13 protein-coding genes and 2 pseudogenes are annotated in these 23,231 nt (G+C 63.3%); 12 read left to right on the top strand and 3 right to left on the bottom strand.

Annotated elements, in window-relative coordinates; translation table 11 throughout:
* Nucleotides 1-1,929, bottom strand: a complete 1,929-nt coding sequence (locus AC0V8S_RS17285) for an autotransporter assembly complex protein TamA (RefSeq protein WP_475438481.1) — start codon at nucleotides 1,927-1,929, stop codon at nucleotides 1-3.
* Between the two features lie 272 nt (nucleotides 1,930-2,201).
* Here AC0V8S_RS17285 and AC0V8S_RS17280 point away from each other — a divergent pair.
* From AC0V8S_RS17280 to AC0V8S_RS17235, 10 genes and pseudogenes are all read left to right on the top strand, one after another.
* Nucleotides 2,202-7,702 (top strand): annotated as a pseudogene (locus AC0V8S_RS17280) (alpha-2-macroglobulin family protein).
* 108 nt (nucleotides 7,703-7,810) lie between these two features.
* On the top strand, nucleotides 7,811-9,901 hold the full coding sequence (pbpC, locus tag AC0V8S_RS17275) for a penicillin-binding protein 1C (RefSeq protein ID WP_244661760.1): 2,091 nt from the start codon (nucleotides 7,811-7,813) through the stop codon (nucleotides 9,899-9,901).
* Nucleotides 9,894-10,625: a M15 family metallopeptidase gene (locus AC0V8S_RS17270; protein WP_475438480.1), complete on the top strand. Its 732-nt coding sequence runs from the start codon at nucleotides 9,894-9,896 to the stop codon at nucleotides 10,623-10,625. Before pbpC ends, AC0V8S_RS17270 begins: the two co-directional genes overlap by 8 nt.
* Nucleotides 10,626-10,801: 176 nt before the next feature.
* On the top strand, nucleotides 10,802-15,175 hold the full coding sequence (locus AC0V8S_RS17265; RefSeq protein ID WP_475438479.1) for a beta strand repeat-containing protein: 4,374 nt from the start codon (nucleotides 10,802-10,804) through the stop codon (nucleotides 15,173-15,175).
* Nucleotides 15,176-15,255: 80 nt separating this feature from the next.
* The gene (locus AC0V8S_RS17260; RefSeq protein ID WP_475438478.1) at nucleotides 15,256-16,359 is read left to right on the top strand and encodes a TIGR03032 family protein; all 1,104 of its coding nucleotides are present in this window, start codon (nucleotides 15,256-15,258) and stop codon (nucleotides 16,357-16,359) included.
* Nucleotides 16,360-16,571: 212 nt separating this feature from the next.
* The gene (locus AC0V8S_RS17255) at nucleotides 16,572-17,600 is read left to right on the top strand and encodes a sulfate ABC transporter substrate-binding protein (protein ID WP_475438477.1); all 1,029 of its coding nucleotides are present in this window, start codon (nucleotides 16,572-16,574) and stop codon (nucleotides 17,598-17,600) included.
* A gap of 81 nt (nucleotides 17,601-17,681) precedes the next feature.
* On the top strand, nucleotides 17,682-18,533 hold the full coding sequence (gene cysT, locus AC0V8S_RS17250) for a sulfate ABC transporter permease subunit CysT (RefSeq protein WP_183460964.1): 852 nt from the start codon (nucleotides 17,682-17,684) through the stop codon (nucleotides 18,531-18,533).
* A complete protein-coding gene (gene cysW / locus AC0V8S_RS17245) occupies nucleotides 18,526-19,410 on the top strand; it encodes a sulfate ABC transporter permease subunit CysW (protein ID WP_183460966.1) in 885 nt (294 codons plus the stop codon). The genes cysT and cysW overlap by 8 nt, the downstream gene beginning before the upstream one ends.
* 13 nt (nucleotides 19,411-19,423) lie before the next feature.
* Nucleotides 19,424-19,854 (top strand): annotated as a pseudogene (locus AC0V8S_RS17240) (ATP-binding cassette domain-containing protein); the annotation flags it as partial.
* An 18-nt stretch (nucleotides 19,855-19,872) separates the two neighbouring features.
* The gene (locus tag AC0V8S_RS17235; protein ID WP_475438645.1) at nucleotides 19,873-20,463 is read left to right on the top strand and encodes a sulfate/molybdate ABC transporter ATP-binding protein; all 591 of its coding nucleotides are present in this window, start codon (nucleotides 19,873-19,875) and stop codon (nucleotides 20,461-20,463) included.
* A 54-nt stretch (nucleotides 20,464-20,517) separates the two neighbouring features.
* Here the strand turns inward: AC0V8S_RS17235 and AC0V8S_RS17230 are convergent, their stop codons facing one another.
* Both AC0V8S_RS17230 and AC0V8S_RS17225 read right to left on the bottom strand, forming a co-directional pair.
* Nucleotides 20,518-21,003: a GNAT family N-acetyltransferase gene (locus tag AC0V8S_RS17230; RefSeq protein WP_183464955.1), complete on the bottom strand. Its 486-nt coding sequence runs from the start codon at nucleotides 21,001-21,003 to the stop codon at nucleotides 20,518-20,520.
* Nucleotides 21,003-21,284, bottom strand: coding sequence for a type II toxin-antitoxin system TacA family antitoxin (locus AC0V8S_RS17225; protein ID WP_183460970.1), 282 nt, complete (start codon nucleotides 21,282-21,284; stop codon nucleotides 21,003-21,005). The genes AC0V8S_RS17230 and AC0V8S_RS17225 overlap by 1 nt, the downstream gene beginning before the upstream one ends.
* Nucleotides 21,285-21,532: 248 nt before the next feature.
* Here AC0V8S_RS17225 and AC0V8S_RS17220 point away from each other — a divergent pair, with 248 nt between their 5' ends.
* Both AC0V8S_RS17220 and AC0V8S_RS17215 read left to right on the top strand, forming a co-directional pair.
* Entirely contained in the window at nucleotides 21,533-22,519 is a 987-nt protein-coding gene (locus AC0V8S_RS17220) for a sulfate ABC transporter substrate-binding protein (protein ID WP_475438476.1), read from the top strand.
* A 250-nt stretch (nucleotides 22,520-22,769) separates the two neighbouring features.
* Nucleotides 22,770-23,219 (top strand): RrF2 family transcriptional regulator, encoded by a 450-nt coding sequence (locus tag AC0V8S_RS17215; protein WP_096447613.1) that lies wholly within the window; start codon nucleotides 22,770-22,772, stop codon nucleotides 23,217-23,219.
* Nucleotides 23,220-23,231: the final 12 nt, after the last annotated feature.

The following is a 23,231-nucleotide window of genomic DNA, read 5'->3' as shown; positions in this document are numbered from 1 at the left end:
TCAAAACGCCTGCCCGATGCCGGCATAGATGCCGAAATGCGGATCGCTGGGATCGCGGTTGAGCGGCACGGCGGCATCAATGCGCAGCGGCCCGAACGGTGTGACGTAGCGCAGGCCGACACCGGCGCCGACCTTGACGTCGGAGAAATTGGGCATCGACCTGGTCGACACCGTGCCGGCATCGACGAACGGCACGATGCCGATCGTGTCGGTGACGGCGATGCGCATCTCGACCGAGGTCTCGAAGAAGGACAGGCCGCCGATCGGCTGGCCGGTGAAATCTTTCGGGCCGATACCCTGATAGGCATAGCCGCGCACCGAACCGCCGCCGCCGGAATAGAAACGCCGGTCGGCCGGAACGTTCTCCAGCCCGGTGCCGACGATCGAACCGACGGCGACGCGCTCGGCCAGCACGAACTTCGAGGCCGTATCCAGCGACTGATAGGCCGATCCCTCGCCCTTCAGCTTGAGGAAGGCCGCGCCGCTCATAATGTCGTAGCTCGGCTCGGCATAGGCCAGCAGCCGGAAGCCCGTGGTCGGATTCAGCCGGTTGTCCCTGTTGTCGTAGACATATTGCAGCGGAATGCTGGCGATCAGATATTTGTGTTTGCCGAACGCATCCGTGATCCTGGAATAGTCGAGCGCCACTTCCGCCGAAACGGTCTGCTTCTTGTCGAGTTCATAGGACAGGCCGGTGCTGCCCTTGACCGAGAAATGGTCGTAGGCGTCCGGATGCTCGAGCACTGTCTTGACGCTGGCGAAGAACTTCGACGCCGGTCCGATCACGCCGGGTTTCTCGAACATGATGCCGGCATTGTAGTTCAGCTCGGACAGTTTGTTGTTGCCGATGCCGCTGATGGCACCGTCGATGCGCAGCTTTTCGGCGTGGCCGAACAGGTTGCGATGCCCCCAATAGCCTTCCAGGCCAAGGCCCTCGGTGTTCGAGAAGGTGCCGCCCAGCCCGAAATAGCGCGGCTTGCGCTCGCTGACCTGGACGCCGATCGGAATGTTGCCGTCGGCGTCGAGCTTGTCGGCTTCCTTGAACGTCACGCTGTTGAAGACCTCGAGTGCCAGCAGCCTGTCGCGCGCGTCGCTGATCTCCTGCGGTGAGTACTGCTTGCCGCGCTTCAGCCCGGTCATGTACTCGGTGAAGTCGCGGTCGACCTTCTCGGTGCCTTCCACCGTCGTCGCGCCATAGCCGGCGACCGGACCGGCTGCCACCGTCAGCGTCACGTCGAGCGTCGAGGTCGCGTGGTCGGCGACGATCTGCCGGTCGGTCACCTTGGCCAGCGGCCTGCCCTGCTCCTTCAGCGTCCGCACGATCAGCGCCTCGGCCTTGAGCACCGCGCCCGACCCGGCGTCGCCGCCTGATATCAGGCCATAATCGGCGCTCATCAGCCCGGCCGCGTCGCCTTCCAGCCTGATGTTGCCAAGCGTGAATTTAGGCCCGGCGGCGATGTTGATCGCCACCGGAATCGGCTGCGGACCCTTGAATTCAGCGTCCGGCGGCAATTCGTCGATCGGCTTGCCGTCGATGGTGATGGTCACCAGGCCTTCGTAGCGGGCATCAGCGTAGAGGGCGGCGACCAGCTGTTCACGGTCGCTGCGCGCCTTTGCCATCAGCCCGAGCGAGCCCGAAACCGGGCGGTCCTCGTCGCCTTTCAGCGACGAGGCGTTTTCAAGCTTCTTGATAAGGTCCTTGTCGGCATCGGGCACGGTGATGGTCACGGCATAGCGCAGCGGGTCGACAATGTCGGCGTCCTCGTCGTTGGACGATCCCCACAGCTTGATGCCGAAAAGCTCGAAAGCAGCCGCAGGCTGCGATTCGGCAACCAGCACGGTCGCGCAAATCATGGCCAAAAGCAGGGCGCGCGGAAGAGCGCGCCCTGGCGCGGTCCCTCCTGACATCTGCTCTTCATGCGCCGGCATTAAGACAACCTAGGTTACAAAACTAAAATTGGAATGAAGTTCTGAAGCGCTCGTAAAGGGGCCACAATCCAATTGTCTGAAATAGGACGGGCTTGGAATTCACACCTTTTGCGTCGCCGCAAGAATGCGTGATCCCCTGTCCTATGGAGGTACTACCGGTCATTGGCCGGAAAGGAAACCGTTGGCAGGCGGAACCCTGCCGCGTCCTTGTGTTGACAAGCTTGACTGAAGCTTGAACATGCCTGGACGTCTGCAATTGTCTGGAGGGTGTTATGGCAATGCGCGCGGCTCGTGGTCTGTCGATCCTGATCCTTCTCTTCTTCGCCTGGGCCAATGTCTTAGCCTGGAACAGCGTCGCGCAAGCGGCCGAGGCCCGGCGAATCGCAACGACCGACAATTCCGATTATTTCGGCTTTGATCTCAGATCCGACCAGAATGTCACCCTCGACCAGTGCAAGACGACATGCCTTGGCGATCCGGCCTGCCGCGCCTTCACCTACAACACCAAGGCCAAATGGTGCTTTCTCAAATCCGACTACAACCAGTTGAAGCCCTTCAACGGAGCGGTTGCGGGCAAGATCGTCAACATCGACGGCGATCCCGATATCGGCGCCCCGCCGGAACTCGCCTTTTTCCCCAACTGGATGGCCGATCAGGCCCAGCAATACCGCAACAGGCTGCTTGGCCCGGCCTTTGACAAGCCGACCGAAGGCATGGCCGCCCTGATCGGCTCCGCCGAACAGGCCGTTCTGACAGGCGACCATCGCTCCGCCATGCAGAAATACGAGTCCGCCGGTCTCGGTAATGCCCGACGATGGCCAGCTCTGGCTCAATTTGGCGCGCGAAACGCTGGCCGTGCAGCCTGCCACCAATACCTCCGAAGCGTCCACCTTCCCGATGAACGCCACTTCGGCCGCCTTCAACGCCTATAAGTTGCTGCGCACCACCAAGACGCGCGCCGACGTGCTGACGCTGCTCGGCGCCGGCCTCGACAAGCGCGATCTCTACCGCCCGGCGCTGCAGGCCTATGAAGCCAGCCTTGCGCTGGTGACGTCGCCGGCCGTGCAGGCCGACTATGCCGATCTGAAGGCCCGCAAGGGTTTCCGTGTCATCGACCACAGTGTCGATGCCGACACCAGCGCGCCGCGCATTTGCGCGCAATTCTCCGAGGAACTGGTCAAAACCGGCGTCGACTATGCGCAGTTCGTGACCGTCGACAACGCGCCGCCGAAAGGCGTCGAGGCCAAGGACAAGCAGATCTGCGTCGAAGGGCTCGAACACGGCCAGCATTATGACGTCACCTTCCGCGCCGGCCTGCCGGCGGCCATCGGCGAAGTGACCGCCGCTCCGGTGGTGCTGTCGATCTATGTGCAGGACCGCGCGCCATCCGCCCGCTTCACCGGCGACAGCTTCGTGCTGCCGGCCGGCGCACGCCGTGGCATTCCGGTCGTCACCGTCAACATGAACGCCGCCGAAATGAAGCTCTACCGCATCGGCGATCGTTCGCTGGCGCAGCTTCTGTCGGGCTACCAGTTCCTGCACCAACTCGACAGCTATGACATCTCCAACATTTCCGAGCAGATGGGCGCGCCGGTCTGGAAGGGCCAGCTCGACATCGTCAACGACCTCAACAAGGAGGTCACCACCTCCTTCCCGGTCGATGAAGCGCTGCCGCAGCGCAAGCCCGGCGTCTATGTGCTGACCGCCCAGGCCGTCAACGACAAGAGCGACGATTACGGTTCGCTGGCCACACAGTGGTTCGTCGTCTCCGACATCGGCCTGTCGACCTATACCGGTCAGGACGGTCTCAATGTCTTTGCCCGTTCGCTGGGCTCGGCCAAGCCTATAGCCGGCGCCGAACTGACGCTGGTTGCCAGGAACAACGAGGTTCTCGGCACCGCGACGTCGGATGCCGACGGCCACGCCGTCTTCAATCCCGGCCTGACGCGCGGCGACGGCGGCATGGTGCCGGCCGTGCTGATGGCCAAGCAGGGCGACAATGATTTCGTCTTCCTCGACATGTCCAAGGCCGGCTTCGACCTGTCCGACCGCGGCGTCACCGGACGCGCGGCGCCCGGCGCGCTCGACGTCTATGCCTGGACCGAACGCGGCATCTATCGTGCCGGCGAGGATGTCCATGTTGCCGCCCTTGCCCGCGATGGCGCCGCCAAGGCGGTGGAGAATCTGCCGCTGACCTTCATCTTCTCTCGTCCCGACGGCGTCGAGGACCGCCGCATCGTCAGCGACGGCGCTTCAGCCGGTGGCCATGCCGTCGACCTGCCGCTCGAACCCAACGCGATGCGCGGCACCTGGTCGGTGTCGATCTACACCGATCCCAAGCAGCCGGCCGCCGCCACGCAGATGTTCCTGGTCGAGGATTTCGTGCCGGATCGCATCGAATTCGACATGAAGGCCGACAAGCAGGAGATCGAGCGCGGCGAAACCGCCAACATCAACATTGACGGCCGCTTCCTCTATGGCGCGCCGGCGGCGGGCCTGGCGCTGGAAGGCGAGTTGACGCTGTCGACGGCGCGCGACTGGGACCGCTTCCCCAACTTCTCCTTCGGCCTCGCCGACGAGCAGTCGGCGGAGCCCACGGTCACGCCACTCACCGACCTGCCCGTGGTTGGCGATGACGGCAAGGCGACCTTTCCGATCACTGTCGACCAGTTGCCCTCGACCACCAAGCTGGTCAACGGTAAGGTGACGGTGCGCATGCGCGAAACCGGTGGCCGCGCCATCGAGCGCTCGCTCAATATCGGCATCCGCCCGCAAGGCCATATGATCGGCATCCGTCCGGATTTCGCCGATGATGAAGTGCCGCAGGGCGGCACGGCCAAGTTCAGCCTGATCGCCGTCGATCCGGCCGGCAAGCGCGAGGCGCTGAAAGGCGCGCAGTGGACGCTGGTCAAGGTCGAACGCAATTACCAGTGGTACCGTAACAACAATTCCTGGAACTACGAGCCGGTCTCCTTGACCAAGTCGATCGCCAACGGCCAGATCGACCTTAGCGCCGATGGCGACGCCACCGTCTCCGTTCCGGTCGACTGGGGCCAGTACCGGCTCGAGGTCGAAACCTCGGACCCCGAAGGGCCTGCCACCAGCTATGAATTCGATGCCGGCTGGTATGTCGCCTCGACCACCACTGAAACGCCTGACGGCCTCGAGATCGCTCTCGACAAGGACAATTATGCCGCGGGCGAGGTGGCCAAGCTGAAAGTCTCGCCGCATTTTGCCGGCGAACTTCTGATCAATATCGGCTCCGACAAGCTGTTGAAGACCATCACGGCCACCGTGCCGGCCGGCGGCAGCACCGTCGACATCCCGGTCGGTGATGATTGGGGCGCCGGTGCCTATGTAACGGCAACCCTGTTCCGGCCGGGCGATGCGCAGGAAACACGCATGCCGGCCCGCGCCATCGGCGTGAAATGGCTGACGGTCGATCCGGGTGCCAAGAAGCTCGCGGTCACGCTGGCGCCGCCGGACAAAACGATGCCGCGCCAGCAGCTGTCGATCCCGGTTTCCGTGGTCGGCGTGCAGCCGGGCACCAACGCCTATGTCATGGTTGCCGCCGTCGATGTCGGCATCCTCAATCTGACCAACTATAAGGCGCCGGATCCGGAGAACTGGTTCTTCGGCCAGCGCATGCTGGGCATGGAGATCCGCGACATCTATGGCCGCCTGATCGACGGCTCGCTCGGCACCACCGGCAAGCTCAGGACCGGCGGTGACGGCGCCAACATGCAGGCGCAAGGCAGCCCGCCCACCGAAAAGCTGGTCGCCTTCTTCTCCGGCCCCGTCCAGCTCGACGCCGACGGCAAGGCACGGATCGACTTCGACATCCCGCAGTTCAACGGCACCGTGCGCGTCATGGCCGTCGCCTGGACCAAGGAAGCGGTCGGCCATGCCCAGTCCGACGTCATCGTGCGCGATCCCGTCGTCATCACCGCCGGCCTGCCGCGCTTCCTGGCGCCCGGCGATGCCGCCGTCATGCGGCTCGACGTGGCCGACACCGACGGCCCAGCCGGCGACTATGCCTTCTCGATCGACACAACAGGCGACCTGTCGACCGGCGACAAGCCCCTGCCCCAGAAGCTGACGCTCGCCCAGGGCAAGCGCCAGACGCTGACCGTGCCGCTGATCGCAAAGACGCCGGGCAATGCCTCGCTCACCATCAAGCTGGCGCATGCCGACGGCACCAAGGTTGAGCAGACGCTCTACGTGCCGGTGCGCCCGGCGCAATTGCCGGTCACCACGCGCCTTGTGGTCGACCTCAAGGGCAATGGCGGCGCGCTGCGCATCGACAAGGAGCTGCTGGCGGCAAGCCTGCTTGACGGCGCTTCCGTCAGTGTCGGCGTTTCGCAGGCGGCTGCCTTCGACGTGCCGTCACTGCTGATGACGCTCGACCGCTACCCCTATGGTTGCGCCGAGCAGACCACCAGCCGCGCCATGCCGCTTCTCTACGTCAACGAGATGGCGTCGGGCATCGGCATGGAAAGCGACCCCGACCTGCATGGCCGCATCCAGGATGCCATCTACAAGGTCTTGAGCTACCAGTCGTCGAGCGGCAGCTTTGGCCTGTGGGGTCCGGGCTCCGGCGATCTGTGGCTCGACGCCTATGTCAGCGAGTTCCTGACCAGGGCGCGTGAGCAGAAATACGACGTGCCGGCGCTGGCCATGAATCAGGCGCTGAGCAATCTGCAGAACTCGCTCGGCTACGACCAGAGCGTACAGGACCGCGGCAGCGAGATCGCCTACGCCCTCTATGTTCTCGCCCGCAACAAGAAGGCCTCGATCGGCGATCTGCGCTACTATGCCGATACCCAGCTCGAAGCCTTCTCGAGCCCGATGGCCGTCGCCCAGCTGGCGGCGAGCCTTGCGCTCTATGGCGACACCCAGCGCTCGGAGGCGACGTTCAAGACCGCGCTGCAGCTGGCCAAGTCGCAGACCGACTACGACTGGTACCGCTCCGACTACGGCTCGGCGCTGCGTGACGGCGCCGCGATGCTGTCGCTGGCGGCGGAATCGAAGCCGGTTTCGTCGATCGTGCCGGAACTGATCAAGCTGGTGACCAGGGGAACGCGCCGAAGTCCGCTGGACCAGCACCCAGGACGATTCCTGGATGCTGCTGGCGGCCCGGGCGCTGAAGGAGGGCAATGACTCGATCACGTTGACCGTCAATGGCGCGCCGCATTCCGGCGGCTATTCCAACCAGGTCAACGGCTCCGAATTGGTCGACAGCCCGCTCGAAATCGCCAACACCGGCAAGACCCCGCTGCAGGCCGTCGTCACCACCGTGGCGTCGCCGATCCAGCCCCTGCCGGCCGGCGGTGACGGCTTCACCATCGACCGCACCTACTACAAGCTCGATGGCACCGAAGCCAATGTGATGGAGGCAACCCAGAACGAACGCTATGTCGTCGTGCTCAAGGTCACCGAGCAGAACAGCTGGCCGTCGCGCCTGCTGGTCACCGACCTGTTGCCGGCCGGCTTCGAGATCGACAATCCCGGCCTGGTCTCCAGCGCGCAATTGACGAACTTCTCCTGGCTGGCACAGACCGACGCCGCCCATCTCGAATTCCGCGACGACCGTTTTGTCGCGGCATTCAACCCTGCCGACGGCGACCACGACCACAATCTGACGCTCGCCTATGTCGTGCGCGCCGTGACGCCGGGCACCTACGCCCATCCGGCGGCAACGGTGGAAGACATGTACCGGCCGCAATTTTCGGCCCGCACCGCCACCGGCATGATGGAGATCAAGGCGCCGTAAGGCGCCGATGGTGACCATCATGCAAATGGCGATTGCGCAGACGACAGCCCCCTTCTCCCCGTCACTATACGGGGAGAAGGTGCCGGCAGGTGGATGAAGGGCAGCGCCATGCTTTCAAGAAAATTCCTGCGCCGCGCCGCCATAACCGCAGCTTCCTGCGTAGGCCTCTTGGCTCTTTCCGCCGCCGCACTCTGGGAGCTCGACCGCGCCTTCCCGCCGCCCTTGCCTGCGGAACTCACGGTCTCCACCGAAGTCCAGGACCGCGACGGCCAGCTGTTGCGCGCCTTCGCCACGCCGGACGGTTACTGGCGGCTCGAAACCCGGCTCGACCAGGTCGACAAGCAGTTCGTCGACATGCTGGTCACCTATGAGGACAAGCGCTTCTGGGATCATCAGGGCGTCGACGTGCTGGCGCTTGGCCGCGCGGCGGGCCAGCTCGTCACCAGCGGCCACATCGTCTCCGGCGGCTCGACCCTGTCGATGCAGCTTGCCCGCCTGATCGAGCCGCGCGAAAGCCGCAGCCTCGGCTCCAAGATCAAGCAGATGCTGCGCGCCATCCAGATCGAGCGGCGGCTGTCGAAGAATGAGATCCTCGAACGCTATCTCACGCTGGCGCCCTATGGCGGCAATCTGGAAGGGGTGCGCGCCGCTTCGCTTGCCTATTTCGGCAAGGAACCGAAGCGGCTCACCGTCTCCGAAGCCGCGCTGCTCGTCGCCTTGCCGCAATTGCCGGAAAAGCGCCGACCCGACCGCAACCTCGAAATCGCCCACGCCGCCCGCGACCGCGTGCTGACCCGCATGGTCTCGTCGGGCCTGATCGGCGAACGCGAGGCCGCACGCGCCGCCCTTGACGATGTGTCGGGCCTGCGCCGCACCTTGCCGGCGCTCGCCGCGCACGCCGCCTATGCAATGCTGCCCAGGGCCGTTCCCGGCCAGCCGCTCAAACTGACCATCCGCAAAAGCGTCCAGGAAGGCCTGGAACAGGTGGCGCGCGATGCTGCCACCAAGCTTGGGCCGCGTCTCTCCGTCGCCATGGTGCTGGCCGACTCGCGCACCGGCGACATTCTGGGCGAAGTCGGCTCGGCCAATTTCTTCGACGCCAGCCGCTCCGGCTGGATCGACATGACCAAGATCGTGCGTTCGCCCGGCTCAACGCTGAAGCCGTTCATCTATGGCCTTGCCTTCGAACAGGGACTGGTGGCGCAGGAAACACTGATCGAGGACAGCCCGGTCGATTTCGCCGGCTACCGGCCAAAGAATTTCGACATGGGCTACCAGGGCGATGTCTCGATTCGCCAGGCGCTGCAATTGTCGCTCAACGTGCCGGCGATCCGCGTGCTCGACGCGGTCGGCCCGGCGCGGCTGACGGCGCGCTTCCGCCAGGCCGGCGTCAACCCGATCCTGCCGATCAACGAAGCGCCGGGCCTGGCCATCGGCCTCGGCGGCGTTGGCGTCACGCTGCGCGACCTCGTCCAGCTCTATACGGGGCTCGCCAATGGCGGCAAAACGCACACGCTGCATGACGGCACCGAGCCGGCGAACGCCGAACGCACCACCGCCACCATCCTCAACGACCAGGCGAACTGGCAGATCATCGACATTCTCTCAGGAGTAAAACCGCCGGAAGGCGCCTTGCAGCGCGGGATCGCCTACAAGACCGGCACCTCTTACGGCTACCGCGACGCCTGGTCGGTCGGCTTCGACGGCCGCTATGTGCTTGGTGTCTGGGTCGGACGTCCCGACGCCAGCGCCGTGCCGGGTCTTTCCGGTTATGTCTCGGCCGCCCCGATCCTGTTCGAGGGCTTTGTCCGCTCGGGCCTGGCCACCGTGCCGCTGCCGGGCAAACCGCCCGGCGCCTTCACCCCCAAGCGCGAGGACCTGCCGGTGACGCTCGCCCGCTTCGGCGCCGGCGCCGATGGCCTGGTGCAGGCGACACCGACCGAACCCGCGCCAACCATCATCTTCCCGCCGGACGGCGCCCGCGTCGACCTTGCCACCAATTCCGCCGATGCCACGCCGCTGGTGCTGAAACTGCAAGGCGGCCGTGCGCCATTCCGCTGGCTTGCGAACGGCAAGCCGCTGGTTGGCCTCGACCGCCGCCGCACCGCGACCTGGCAACCGGACGGTGCCGGCTACTCGACGTTGACCGTGATCGACGCGGCCGGGCGCGCGGCCAGCGTGAAAGTGTTCGTTGAATAGAGTGCGCCAGGCGATTCTGCGCGTTGGCTTTTACGCGCTGACGGTTGCCGCTTCCGTCCCGCCAGCACATGCCACCCCCCTCCCCACCGGCTTCGTCCGCCTCGCCGATATCGCCACGTCGATCCGCCAGGACATGCGCTACGCCGGATCGGGCAATTTCCTGCACCGCAAGGTCAACGGCTATGACGCACCGGTCTGCATTCTCACCCTGCAGGCGGCGCAAGCTCTTGCCGGCGTCCAGCAGGCAATCGCCGCAAAAGGCCTGACACTGGTCGTATTCGACTGCTACCGCCCTGCCCGCGCCGTCGCCGACATGGGCGAATGGACACGCCAGGGCGGCCCGTCCGATCCGCAATGGTATCCCAGGGTCCGGCGTGGCGATCTCATCGCCAAGGGTTATGTCGGTGAACTGTCAACCCATTCGCGTGGCTCGACCGTCGACGTCGCGATTGCGCGGGTCGACAGTCCATCCGTCTCCAAACCCGCTTGCGGCGCCATCGACGCCGATACACTCGACTTCGGCACCGGTTTCGACTGTTTCGACCCGATGAGCGAGACGGCGCACCGCCCGCTCGGCAGTCAAGCGACAGCAAACCGCAAGCTGCTCGTCGAGGCAATGCTTGCCGGCGGTTTCAATAACTATGCCCGCGAATGGTGGCATTTTACGCTGGCAAACGAACCGTTCGCCAGGGAACGTTTTGACTTTCCGGTCGCCGCCAAGTGAGGCGAAAGAGGCACCAGGCCGCAGGAATTGCTGTACAGATGGCCTCTAATTCAGCAAGTTGTTGTATAATTGCAACATAAATTACTGGTAACTAATAATTGCCCTGAAATCGGGCAGACTCAAATTGCAATTTTCTTCCGTAAGGTTACCCATGTCCGTGGGTAGGAGGGCTTCTCATGGAGCTTGCGTCGGGTTTCGACGTCGCGTTTATGCGCGGCGCTGTTCAACTGTGTCCAAAGCGTCGCCGTCTGCTCCTTCTGGGCACGGCACTCGGTTCGACGCTGATAGCGTTCTCCGCCTCTCCGTCCTTCGCGGCCAGCTGCACGCAACCGGCCTCGCCCTCACCAATCACCGTTACCGGCGCGGCGACGCCGATCTCCTGCACCAACACCGTTGCACGCACGGCAACAGTGGCCGGCGACAACGCGATCGGCATCGTGACGACCGGCAACGGCAACACCGTCGACATCACCAACAGCGGACTGCTGACGACAAATCCGACCTCGCTCATTCCCGGCCCCACCTTCTCGCAGTCGAAAGGCGCGCGCGGCATCTATGCCGGCACCAACGGCATTGGCGCCGACATCACCATCAACAACACCGGCACGATCAATTCCTTCAGCGACAGCATCAAGGCGGTCAGCGCCGCCACGAGCGGCCCTGTGTCGAGCAGCGACACGCACATCACCATCACCAATTCGGGCAATTTGACCGCCGGCCCCAATGCCGAGGGCATTTTCGCCAACGCCAGCTATGGCTCCAACAATGCGGTGACGATCGACAACAGCGGCGCCATCCAGACCGGCGCCAGCGCCTCCCTGAACGGCACCTCGTCAGGCATCTTCACCGATGTCGATGGTGACAACGGCAAGGTCAACGTCACCAACAATGGCGCGATCAGCACGACAGGCGCCAGTGCGGCCGGCATCTCCGCGATTGCAAGCTACTATCATGGCGATAACAGCAGCATCGTCATCAACAACAAGTCCGGTGGCACGATCACCACCACCGGCATCAGCGCCTATGGCATCTTTGCCCAGGCTGGCAGCATCGCGCCGAACAATTCACCGCCAAACCCCGACAATGGCGGTACCGTCCAGATCACCAATGCCGCCACTGTCAGCGCTGGCTATATGGGCATCGCCGGCTTCACCTATGGCAGCGGCGGCAACATCACCATCGACAACAAGGGCGACGTCACCTCCGGCACCGGCGGCGCCGATGGCTCCGATGGCATCAAGGCGTCGTCCAACAGCGGCAACTCGACGATCACCATCACCAACACCGGCAACATCGATACCACCAGCGGCGGCGACAAGTCGGTCGGCATCGAGGCCGTCAACGGCCCTGGGTTCACTGGCTCCAACCTGAACATCTCCGTCACCAACTCAGGCAGCATCACGACGGCCGCGGAATCGGTCGGTATCAAGGCGGCCTCGGGCGGCGCCAACAGCGTGGTGACGGTCGACAACAGCGGCGCCATCCAGACCGGCGCCAGCGTTTCGACCATCGGCGGCTCGACCGGCATCTTCGCCGATGCCGATGGCGACAACAGCAAGGTCAACGTCACCAACAGCGGCGCAATCACCACGATCGGCACCAGCGCGGCCGGCATCTCGGCCATCGCCAACTATTACAATGGCAACAATGGCAGCGTCGTCGTCAACAACAAGGCCGGCGGCACCATCACCACGACCGGCAACGATGCCCACGGTATCTTCGCCCAGGCAGGCAGCATCGCGCCGAGCAACAACATTCCGAACCCGAACAATGGCGGTACGGTCAAGATCACCAACGCCGCCACCGTCAGCGCCGGCTACATCGGCGTCGCCGGCTTCACCTACGGCACCGGCGGCAACATCACCATCGACAACAAGGGCAACATCACCTCCGGTACCGGCGGTGCGGGTGGTTCCGATGGCATCAAGGCATCGGCCAATGACGGCAACTCGACGATCGCCATCACCAATACCGGCAACATCGATACGACGAGTGGCGGCGACAAGTCGGTCGGCATCGAGGCCGTCAACGGCCCGGGATTCAACGCCACCAACCTGATCATCTCCGTCACCAATTCGGGTGACATCACGACAGGTGCGGAATCGGCGGGCATCAAGGCCGCCTCGAGCGGCGCCAACGGCATGGTGACCGTCGATAACAGCGGCGCCATCCAGACCGGCCCCAGCGTTACGACCAATGGCGGCTCGACCGGCATCTTCGCCGATGTCAACGGCGACAACAGCCTGGTGAAAATCACCAACAGTGGTGCGATCACGACCAGCGGCACCACCGCGGCGGGCATTTCGGCGATCGCCAACTACTATGGCGTCAGCAGCGGCAAAGTCATCGTGCCCACCAACAATGGCAGTGTCGTCGTCAACAACAAGGCCGGCGGCGACATCACAACCACGGGCAGCGACGCCTTTGGCATCTTCGCCCAGGCCGGCAGCGTTAATCCTGTCGGGCAAAGCCCCAATGCCGACAATGGCGGCACCGTTACCGTCACCAATGCCGCGACCATCAATTCCGGCGGCAAGGGCATCGGCGCCTATACCTACGGTTCGAATGGCACGGTCACCGTCACCAACAGCGGCGATATCTACTCGGCCAACGAGGAAGGCATCTACGCCAAATCGAACGGCAACAGCAGCAATGTCATCATCACCAATTCGGGATCCGTCAACGCCTATGGCGGCGTAGCGGGACTTGCCGCCTATACAAGCGGCGCCGACAGCAACATCGTCATCACCAACAACAAGAATTCCAGCCTCTACGGTGTCGGCTTCGGCGTGATTGCCGAGACCACCGGCGCGGCCAGCACCATCACCGTCACCACCGATGGCGAGGTGTATGGCGAGCTGGGCGGCATCAAGGTCAATTCGACCGGTGGTGCAACCATCAATGTCGGCACATCGGGCTATGTCGGCGCCGACAACTTCCTTGCCATCAAGTCCACCGTTGGAACGGTCGAGATCAACGACAATGGCGTGATTGCTGGCCGGGTCGAGTTGAGCGACGCCGGCAACGTCATGAACATCGATGACAAGGGCACCTTCCGGGCGTTCACCGACAGCACTTTCGGCGCCGGCAACGACACGCTCAACAATTCCGGCGTCGTCAATGCATCAGGCAGCTATTTCGGCTCATCGCCGAACACCGTCGCCCTCACCGGCCTCGAAAACTTCGTCAACGGCAGCCTCGGTTCCGGCCCCGGCCTGACGACGATGATCGACGGCGTGGTCGGCGACAAGCTGACCACCTCCGGCAATTTCACCGGCCAGGGCAATTCGAAGCTTGGCGTCGATGCCAACTTTTTGAACAACACGTCGGACACACTGACGATCGGCGGCAATTCCTACGGACACACCAATTTGGTGGTGAACGTCACCGCCATAGCGCCCGGCGTGCCGACCGCGACCTTCATTCCGGTGGTGACCGTCACCGGCACGACCTCGGACAGCAATTTCGATGTTCCGGCACCGGTCAATGCCGGCCTCTTCGCCTATGACCTCTTCCTTCAAGGCAACCAGCATGGCCTGCGCTATGTCGGTCTCGGCAATGCCGCGTTCGAACTGCCAGCCGGCGTCACCGGCGCGCAGGATGTCTGGCAGGACACGACCGGCTTCTGGCAGGATCGCATGGCCGACCTGCGCACCGAAGCGAGCGGCACCCATAATGCGCATATGCCCGAGGAAAAGCTGACAACACGCATGGGCGGCATCTGGGCGCGCGCTTCGGGTGACTGGTCGAGCCGTGACGCCGATGTCAGCTACACCGACCCGGTTTCGCTGCAGACCGAGACGCTCAATCTCGATCGCAGGCAACAAACCGGCGCTTTCCTCGGTGGCATCGACATGGGCCTGGAAGGGGTCGCAGGCGGCGACATGCTGTTCGGCGTCATGGGCGGCTACGTCACCTCCAGGCTCGACTTCAAGGCAACGGACGACAGTTGGAACTACAAGGGCGGTACGGTCGGCGCCTATGCCACCTATCTCAACGGCGGCTTCTACCTCGACGGCCTCGTCAAGGCCGACTTCCTCAATGTCGATATCAACGACAGCCAGGGCGGCATTGGCGACAAGGCGAGCACCAATGCCACCAACATTGGCGCGCGCCTCGACACCGGCTACCGCGTCGCCACGAGCTGGGGCTTCGTCGAGCCGCAGGCCAGCCTGGAATGGGTCCACACGACCATGGACTCGGTTTCAATCTTCGGCGGCGACATCGACTTCCAGAACGGCAGCAGCGGCCGTGCCAGGATCGGTGTTCGCATCGGCACCGACATGCCGATGAATGGCATGACTGTCAGCCCCGATTTGACGTTGAGCGTATGGAACCACTTCGGCAGCGACAACGCCGTCAACATCGACTTCCCCGGCAATGCCTTCTCGGCCACCGACAGCGCCGGCAACGGCACCTTTGGCGAAGTCGGTGTCGGCGTGAATGTGGCGAGCTCCAGCAACTGGTCCGGCGTGGTGCGCGGCAGCGTCCGCTTCGGCGACCACTACAGCGCCGGGTCCATCGGCGCGGCCATCCGCTACGGCTGGTAGTCCAGCGGATTCTACCTGAAGTTCTTGCGCCGGCCCTCGTGGCCGGCGTAGTCATGAATGGGTCTATCCAGGGAGCAAGCGTGAGCACATCCAAGGCCACCGACGAGGCCCCGGTAAAGCCGGTGGAAAAGGCTCCTCCCGGGCCGGCCGAGCAGCAAACCAATGTCTCGCTGTCGCGCGGCTTCATAAACTGGTTGGAGACGGCGCAATGTTCTCTGGCCTTCACCTCCTACCAGACCGGACAGCTGTTTCTGGTCGGCCTCACCGGCGACAAGAAAGCCTCGATCCACCAGACCAGTTTCACCAGGGCGATGGGTGTGACCGTTGCCGGCCAGCGCATCGTGCTCGCCTCGGACACCGCAATCTGGCGGCTCGAAAACATCCTTGGACCCGATCAGGTTGCCAACAACGTCTATGACCGCATGTATATGCCGCGCGCGGCCTCCTACACCGGCGACCTTGACATCCATGAACTGGCGGTTCGCGAAGACGGGCAGATCCTCTTCATCAACACAAAGTTCTCGTGCCTGGCGACGCTGAGCCCGACGCACTCCTTTCGGCCGCTGTGGAAGCCCTCCTTCATCAGCAAGCTGGTGCCGGAGGATCGCTGCCATCTCAACGGCCTTGCCATGCAGAATGGCCGCGCCCGCTATGTCAGCGCCATCAGCCGCTCGGACTCAGTCAGCGGCTGGCGCGACCGCCGCTGGGAAGGCGGCATGATCATCGACATTGCCGAGGACAGAGTGGTGGTCGACGATCTGTCGATGCCGCATTCGCCGCGCATCCATGACGGTGCGCTGTGGGTGCTCGATTCCGGCCGCGGCTTCCTGGTTCGCATCGACCTCAAAACCTGGGAAAAGCAGAACATCGCTTTTTGCCCCGGCTTCCTCCGTGGCCTGAGTTTTCATGGCCGCTTTGCCCTCGTCACCACCTCGCTGCCGCGCGACGGCCTGTTCAAGGACCTGCCGCTGCAGGCCAATCTGCAGGCGCGCGACGCCGAACCGCGCTGCGCACTCTACATCATCGACCTCCACACCGGCGGCATCGCCGAATGGATCGAGCTCAAGGGCCACATCACCGAGCTGTTCGATATCGCCGTCATTCCGGGCTGCCGCTGCCCTTCCTCGGTGCCGCTCAACAGCCCCAACATGGCCTCGCTGATCACCATCGACAGCGAAGGTTGAGGGGCCGTCCCTCTCCGCGACGTCCTTGTCACCACCTGACTCGCGCCTAGATGAAACCTGGCCAGGTTGCCTTGCACGGCCATGAGGAAGAAATTTCCCCAAACAGCGAAATCTCATCGAAGATTTTCTTCAGGAGGGCAAAAAAGGCAACATTCGATGCATCTAATTTCTATCAATTCGCTAGATTTGGCGCGGGTTCAACGGAGGCAGAAATGACCAAACCTCATTTCAGGAAACTGCTCGGCGCACTGGTCGCCACATCTGTCCAGTTCGGCACGCTCGGTTTCGCGTTCGCCGACACCACCATACTCAACGTGTCCTACGATCCGACGCGTGAGCTCTACAAGGCCTATGACGAGGCTTTCGCCGCGCACTGGAAGGCCGAGACCGGCGAGACGGTGACCATCCAGCAGTCGCATGGCGGATCGGGCGCCCAGGCCCGCGCCGTAATCGACGGCCTCGACGCCGATGTGGTAACGCTGGCGCTCGAGGGCGACATCAACGCCATCGTCTCGAAGTCGAAGAAGATCAATCCCGACTGGCGCAAGAAATTCGAAAACAATTCAGCGCCTTACACCTCGACCATCATCTTCCTGGTGCGCAAGGGCAACCCCAAGGGCATCCACGACTGGAACGACCTGATCAAGGACGGCACCCAGGTGATCACGCCCAACCCGAAGACCTCCGGCGGCGCCCGCTGGAACTATCTCGCGGCCTGGGCCTATGCCAACGCCAACGATGGTGGCGACGAGGCCAAGACCAAGGAATTTGTCGGCAAGCTCTACGCCAATGCTCCGGTTCTCGACACCGGCGCGCGCGGCTCGACCGTCACCTTCGCGCAAAAGGGAATCGGCGACGTGCTGATCGGCTGGGAAAACGACGCCTATCTGGCACTCAACGAATTCGGCGCCGATAATTTCGAGATCGTCTATCCGCCGACATCGATCCTGGCCGAGCCGCCGGTGGCGGTCGTCGACGCCAATGTCGATGCCAAGGGAACACGCAAGGTGGCCGAAGCCTATCTCGGCTGGCTCTATTCCAAGGAAGGCCAGACGATTATCGCCAAGAACCACTATCGTCCGGCCAAGCCTGAACTCGTGGCCCCGGCCGATCTGCCCAAGACCCCCGATATCAAGCTGATCTCCATCGACGACCCGCTTTTCGGCGGCTGGAAGAAGGCACAGCCTTATCATTTCGGCGACGGTGGTATATTCGACCAGATCTATAAGCCGGCCCAGTGAGGTTCGGTAACCCTGAAGAAGCCCGCGAATGGGCTTCTTCAGCCAAGTCTGGTTGAGTAAGAAGGGACGATCCAGAACTCCATGACCACAGCACCCGCGCAGGCGGGGTGGCGATTCAGACAGCCGAGTGTCATTCCGGGTTTCGGATTGACGCTCGGCTTCTCGCTTGCCTACCTCACCCTCATTATCCTCATTCCGCTGTCCGGGCTGGTCTGGCGCTCGGCGTCTCTCGGCTGGGCTGAATTCTGGGCGATCGCCAGCGACCGCCGCACCCTCAATGCGCTGGAAATCAGCTTCGGCACCGCCTTCCTCGCGGCGGCCTTCAATGTCGTCTTCGGCACGCTGGTCGCCTGGGTGCTGGTGCGCTACCGCTTTCCCGGCCGCCGCATTGTCGATGCCATGGTCGACCTGCCCTTCGCCCTGCCGACCGCGGTGGCCGGCATTGCGCTCACCACGCTCTATGCGCCGAACGGCTGGATCGGCAAGTTGCTGATGCCGCTCGGCATCAAGGTCGCCTACACGCCGCTCGGCATCGTCGTGGCGCTCGTCTTCATCGGCCTGCCCTTCGTCGTGCGCACCGTGCAGCCGATCATGGAGGAGATCGACAAGGAGGTGGAGGAAGCGGCCGCCACGCTTGGCGCCAGCCGCTTCCAGATCGTCACCCGCGTGCTGTTCCCGGGCCTGGCGCCGGCCATCATCACCGGCTTTTCGCTGGCCTTTGCGCGCGGCGTCGGTGAATACGGCTCGGTCATCTTCATCGCCGGCAATCTGCCCTACAAATCCGAGATCGCGCCGCTTTTGATCGTCATCCGGCTGGAGGAATACAACTATCCGGCGGCGACCGCGATCGCGGCGATCATGCTGGCGCTGTCGTTCGTCATGCTTCTGGTCGTCAATCTCGTGCAGACATGGAGCCGCAAGCGCTATGGCTGATCCCGAAATCAAATCCTACGAACCCTACCATGAGAGCCGCTCGGCGGCGGTGACCGAGAGCCGTCCCGCACAGGCCGTGTTGATGGCCATTGCTTTCGTCTTCCTCGGCGTCTTCCTGCTTTTGCCGCTGATCATCGTCTTCCACGAGGCGCTGGCGAAAGGCGTCGGTGCCTATACGCAAGCGCTGGGCGAGCCGGACGCACGTTCGGCCATCCACCTGACACTACTTGTCGCCGCGATCTCGGTGCCGCTCAATGTCATCTTCGGCATCTCCGCCGCCTGGGCGATCGCCAAGTTCGAATTCAAGGGCAAGGCGTTCCTGACCACGCTGATCGACCTGCCCTTCTCGGTTTCGCCGGTCATTTCAGGCCTGGTCTATGTACTGCTGTTCGGCGCACAAGGGTTGCTCGGCGAGTGGCTGAAGGGACATGGCATCCAGATCCTGTTCGCGGTGCCGGGCATTGTGCTCGCCACCGTCTTCGTCACCTTCCCCTTCGTCGCCCGCGAACTGATCCCGCTGATGCAGGAACAGGGCAATGGCGATGAGGAGGCAGCGCTTTCGCTCGGCGCCAATGGCTGGCAGACCTTCTGGTATGTGACGCTGCCCAACGTCAAATGGGGTCTGCTCTACGGCGTGCTCCTGTGCAACGCGCGCGCCATGGGCGAATTCGGCGCGGTTTCGGTGGTGTCGGGCCATATACGCGGCCTGACCAACACCATGCCGCTGCATGTCGAAATCCTCTACAATGAGTACAACGCCGTCGGCGCTTTTGCCGTCGCTTCCTTGCTTGCCGGGTTGGCGCTGGTCACGCTGGTCTTGAAAACACTGCTCGAGATGCGCTACGGCGCCGAGCTTGCCGCGACGCGCGGACATTGACAGAGGGATTTGTATGGAAGTTCGCGTTGCCAACGTGCGCAAAGAGTTCGAGCGGTTTCCGGCGCTCCATGACGTGTCGCTCGACATCAAGTCGGGCGAACTGATCGCCCTGCTAGGGCCGTCCGGCTCCGGCAAAACGACGCTGCTCAGGCTGATCGCCGGGCTGGAGCGGCCGACGCGGGAAAAATCTTCTTCGGCGACGAGGACGCTTCGCAGAAGTCGATCCAGGAGCGCAATGTCGGCTTCGTCTTCCAGCATTACGCGCTGTTCCGGCACATGACGGTGGCCGACAATATCGGCTTCGGCCTGAAAGTCCGGCACGGGTCCTCGCGGCCGCCGGCGGCAGAAATCCGCCGCCGCGCCTCCGAGCTTCTCGATCTCGTCCAGCTTTCGGGGCTGGAGAAACGCTATCCTGCACAGCTCTCCGGTGGCCAGCGCCAGCGTGTCGCGCTCGCCCGCGCCATGGCCATCGAACCCAAGGTGCTTTTGCTCGACGAGCCATTCGGCGCGCTCGATGCGCAGGTGCGCCGCGAATTGCGCCGCTGGCTGCGCGAGATCCATGACCGCACCGGGCACACCACCGTCTTCGTCACCCATGACCAGGAAGAAGCGCTGGAGCTTGCCGACCGCGTCGTGGTGATGAGCCAGGGCCGCATCGAGCAGGTTGGCACCGCGGACGACATTTACGACACGCCGAACTCGCCGTTCGTCTATGGCTTCATCGGCGAATCGAGCTCGCTTCCGGTCAAGGTCGAGAATGGCGAGATCTGGCTCGCCGATCGCCCGATCGGGCTGTCGGCGCCGCACGCACCCGAGGGCGACGCGACGCTCTACTTCCGCCCGCACGATGTCGAACTGCTCGACGGCTGCAGCGGCTGCATCGCCGGCACGGTCGCCGCCAGCCGCCGCGTCGCCGGAACACGGCGCGTCGAACTCGAGATCGGCGGCGAGCGCCAGCGGGTCGAGATCGAACTGCCGGTGGATCACCCCGCGGCGCAGAAAAGCCGGGTGGCGTTCCGCCCGGGGCGTTGGAAGCTGTTTCCGGCGGCGTAAGACCACGGGTGATCTTGGTGTGCCAAAAGGACATCTCGGTCCGATAGCAGTGACCTACCCTTTCACCAGCCCTTTCAACGACAGCACCAAGGTCATCGGATTTTTCGGCGAAGCCGCAAAGCCGTAGTGCTCATAAAAGGCTTTCGCCTCGTCCGATATGGCATGAACAAAAATGCCGCGAATCCCGAGGATCATCGCGGCATTGCCAGCGCGCAGGACGGCGTCTTGCAGCAGCGCTGCACCCAGCCCCTTCCCTTGCCAGCCCGCGTCCACGGCAAGACGCCCGAGCACAACCATTGGGATGGGATCCGGCATGTTGCGGCGGATGGAGCCAGGCGCCTCCGCAAGATCAAGCCCACCTGAAGACAGGCAGTAATAGCCGACAACGCGCGGGCCTTCCGCCACCACGTAGGTCCGCGACGCGCCACCGACCTGGTTGGCCCGTGCCCTGCGGCGAAGCCATTGGTCGAGGCTTTCCGTACCGCTTTGGAAAAGTTCGAGATCGTGGTTTTCGGCCAGGGGCGTGGGCGCCGAAAGCATCAGTCCTGCCATGGCTTGGGCGCGTTCATAAGGCGCGCAAAACCTTCCCCGCTTGGCGGTTCATCAAGGATGTCGAGATAATGCCGGTAACTCTCGGGATCCACCTTGATCAGGGTTTGGTCGAGCAGCGTGTCCTCGGCTGCACGGTAGGCGGCATCGATCATGAAGTCGGAACGGGTTTTCCCGCGTAATTTCGCGGCACGGTCAATCAGTATGCGTATATCCTCTCGGATGCGCAGATTGACAGGCTTGGCATGGGTCTCAGGGACGGCCTTTGTCATGGAAGACTCCTTTCCAACACCATAGCACTCCGCATACACAATGTGTATCTATTTTCGCCTTGCCAAGGAGGGACTGAAGGGGTCGGCGAGACAGAGTGACTCCAGTTGAAAGAAAATCCTACGATCCGCCTGTTCGAGCAACGGTTTTTCTAGCAAGGAGCGCCAAGCTCTCGACCCCATACCTCGTCGCGCACCACACGCCACGGCTATGGTCTGGGCATAAACGCATTGCATCCGGAGCCTTTTTCATGAAGCGATTTTTCCTCGGCGTTGCCACGGTTGCCGGCCTGTTCCTCGCATCCTCCCAAGCCTGGTCGGCCGACAAGCTGCTCAACGCCTCCTATGACGTCGGCCGCGAACTGTTCGTCCAGGTCAACAAGGCCTACGTCGCCGGGCATCCGGGCGTCACCGTCGACCAGTCGCATGCCGGCACCTCGGCGCAGGCGCGCGCCATCGCCGAGGGCCTCGGCGCCGATGTCGTCACTTTCAACCAGGTCACCGACATCGATTTCCTGGTCAAGAAAGGGTTCGTCTCCGCCGACTGGCAGAAGGACTTTCCCAACAACGCCTCGCCCTTCTATTCACTGCCTTCGTTCCTTGTCCGCGCCGGCAACCCCAAGCACATCAAGGACTGGAACGATCTGGTGCGCGACGACGTGCAGGTGATCTTCCCCAACCCGAAAACCTCGGGCAATGCGCGCTACACCTATCTGGCCGCCACCGCCTACGCCAAGGAAGCCTTCAAGGGCGATGACGCCAAGGTGAAGGAGTTCATCACCAAGCTGTTCAACAATGTGCCGATCTTCGACACCGGCGGTCGCGCCGCGACCACCACCTTCGTGCAGCGCGAGATCGGCGACGTGCTGATCACCTTCGAATCCGAGACGCGCGGCATCCGCAAGGAGTATGGCGACAACAAGTTCGAGCAGGTCACGCCCTCGGTCAGCCTGCTCGCCAAATTCCCGGTGGCGATCGTCGACAAGGTCGCCGACGAGCACGGCACGCGCGCTCTGGCCAAGACCTATCTCGATTTCCTCTACACGCCCGAAGGCCAGGACATCCTCGCCCAGAACGGCAACCGGGTGCGCGACGCAGCCGTCGCCGCCAAATACAAGGCTGACTTCCCGGACGTGCGTCTGCTGACGGTGGAAGATGTCTTCGGCGGCTGGGACAAGATCCAGAAAGAGCATTTCGCCGCCGGCGGCCTGCTCGACCAGGCCTATGGCAGCCGCTGACGGCTACAGCATACAAAGAACGGGTAAGGGAAAGCCGGCTATGAGCCGGCTTTCTTCGTTTTTGCCATCGGCCATGACAAATACGGCGCTATCCCCGCAAAACGTTACAAAGAATCAACGCGTTTGTGCCTAACGTGCCATTTGGCGTCTTGTTTTCGCGAAATGCCATGGCGCGGCGAAACCGTCATTATTTGCACACAAACAGCCGCCAGATGCGGGGTGGTTGGGGCTTCAACGGGTTGACTCGGGCATGCTGACAAAAAAAGGCAAATACGGCCTCAAGGCCCTCGTGCATCTGTCTGGCCTACCGGCGGGCCAATTGGCCTTCGTCAACGACATCGCCGTCGCCAACAACATCCCGAAGAAATTCCTCGATGCCATCCTCGGCGAATTGCGCAATGCCGGCTTCGTCCTGAGCCGCAAGGGCAAGGAAGGCGGCTATCGGCTCGCCCGCCCGGCCTCCGAGATCAAGATCGGCCATGTCGTGCGCGTGCTGGACGGGCCGCTGGCGCCGATACCCTGTGCCAGCCGCACGCAGTACCAGCGCTGCGAGGATTGCGACGAGGCGACCTGTCAGGTCCGGCACATGATGCTGGAAGTGCGCCAGGCGATCGCCGAGGTGCTGGATAACAGAAGCCTCGCCGCCATGCGCGATGCCGACAACGACGATTTTCCGGTCGAGTTGTCGTCGCAAATCTGAGCCTCTGCGTGG

The sequence above is a fragment of the Mesorhizobium oxytropidicola genome, assembly GCF_056174625.1.
Note: the sequence above shows the minus strand (reverse complement) of the source record. Positions and strands in the feature narration are given on the sequence as shown.

Bases quoted from the DNA above. Each gene is read 5' to 3' on its own strand.
- AC0V8S_RS17220 (WP_475438476.1), top strand. From the start codon at position 21,533: ATGAAGCGATTTTTCCTCGGCGTTGCCACGGTTGCCGGCCTGTTCCTC.
- cysT (WP_183460964.1), top strand. From the start codon at position 17,682: ATGACCACAGCACCCGCGCAGGCGGGGTGGCGATTCAGACAGCCGAGT.
- AC0V8S_RS17230 (WP_183464955.1), bottom strand. From the start codon at position 21,003: ATGCTTTCGGCGCCCACGCCCCTGGCCGAAAACCACGATCTCGAACTT.
- AC0V8S_RS17265 (WP_475438479.1), top strand. From the start codon at position 10,802: ATGGAGCTTGCGTCGGGTTTCGACGTCGCGTTTATGCGCGGCGCTGTT.
- AC0V8S_RS17235 (WP_475438645.1), top strand. From the start codon at position 19,873: ATGGCCATCGAACCCAAGGTGCTTTTGCTCGACGAGCCATTCGGCGCG.
- AC0V8S_RS17285 (WP_475438481.1), bottom strand. From the start codon at position 1,929: ATGCCGGCGCATGAAGAGCAGATGTCAGGAGGGACCGCGCCAGGGCGC.
- AC0V8S_RS17225 (WP_183460970.1), bottom strand. From the start codon at position 21,284: ATGACAAAGGCCGTCCCTGAGACCCATGCCAAGCCTGTCAATCTGCGC.
- cysW (WP_183460966.1), top strand. From the start codon at position 18,526: ATGGCTGATCCCGAAATCAAATCCTACGAACCCTACCATGAGAGCCGC.
- pbpC (WP_244661760.1), top strand. From the start codon at position 7,811: ATGCTTTCAAGAAAATTCCTGCGCCGCGCCGCCATAACCGCAGCTTCC.
- AC0V8S_RS17255 (WP_475438477.1), top strand. From the start codon at position 16,572: ATGACCAAACCTCATTTCAGGAAACTGCTCGGCGCACTGGTCGCCACA.
- AC0V8S_RS17215 (WP_096447613.1), top strand. From the start codon at position 22,770: ATGCTGACAAAAAAAGGCAAATACGGCCTCAAGGCCCTCGTGCATCTG.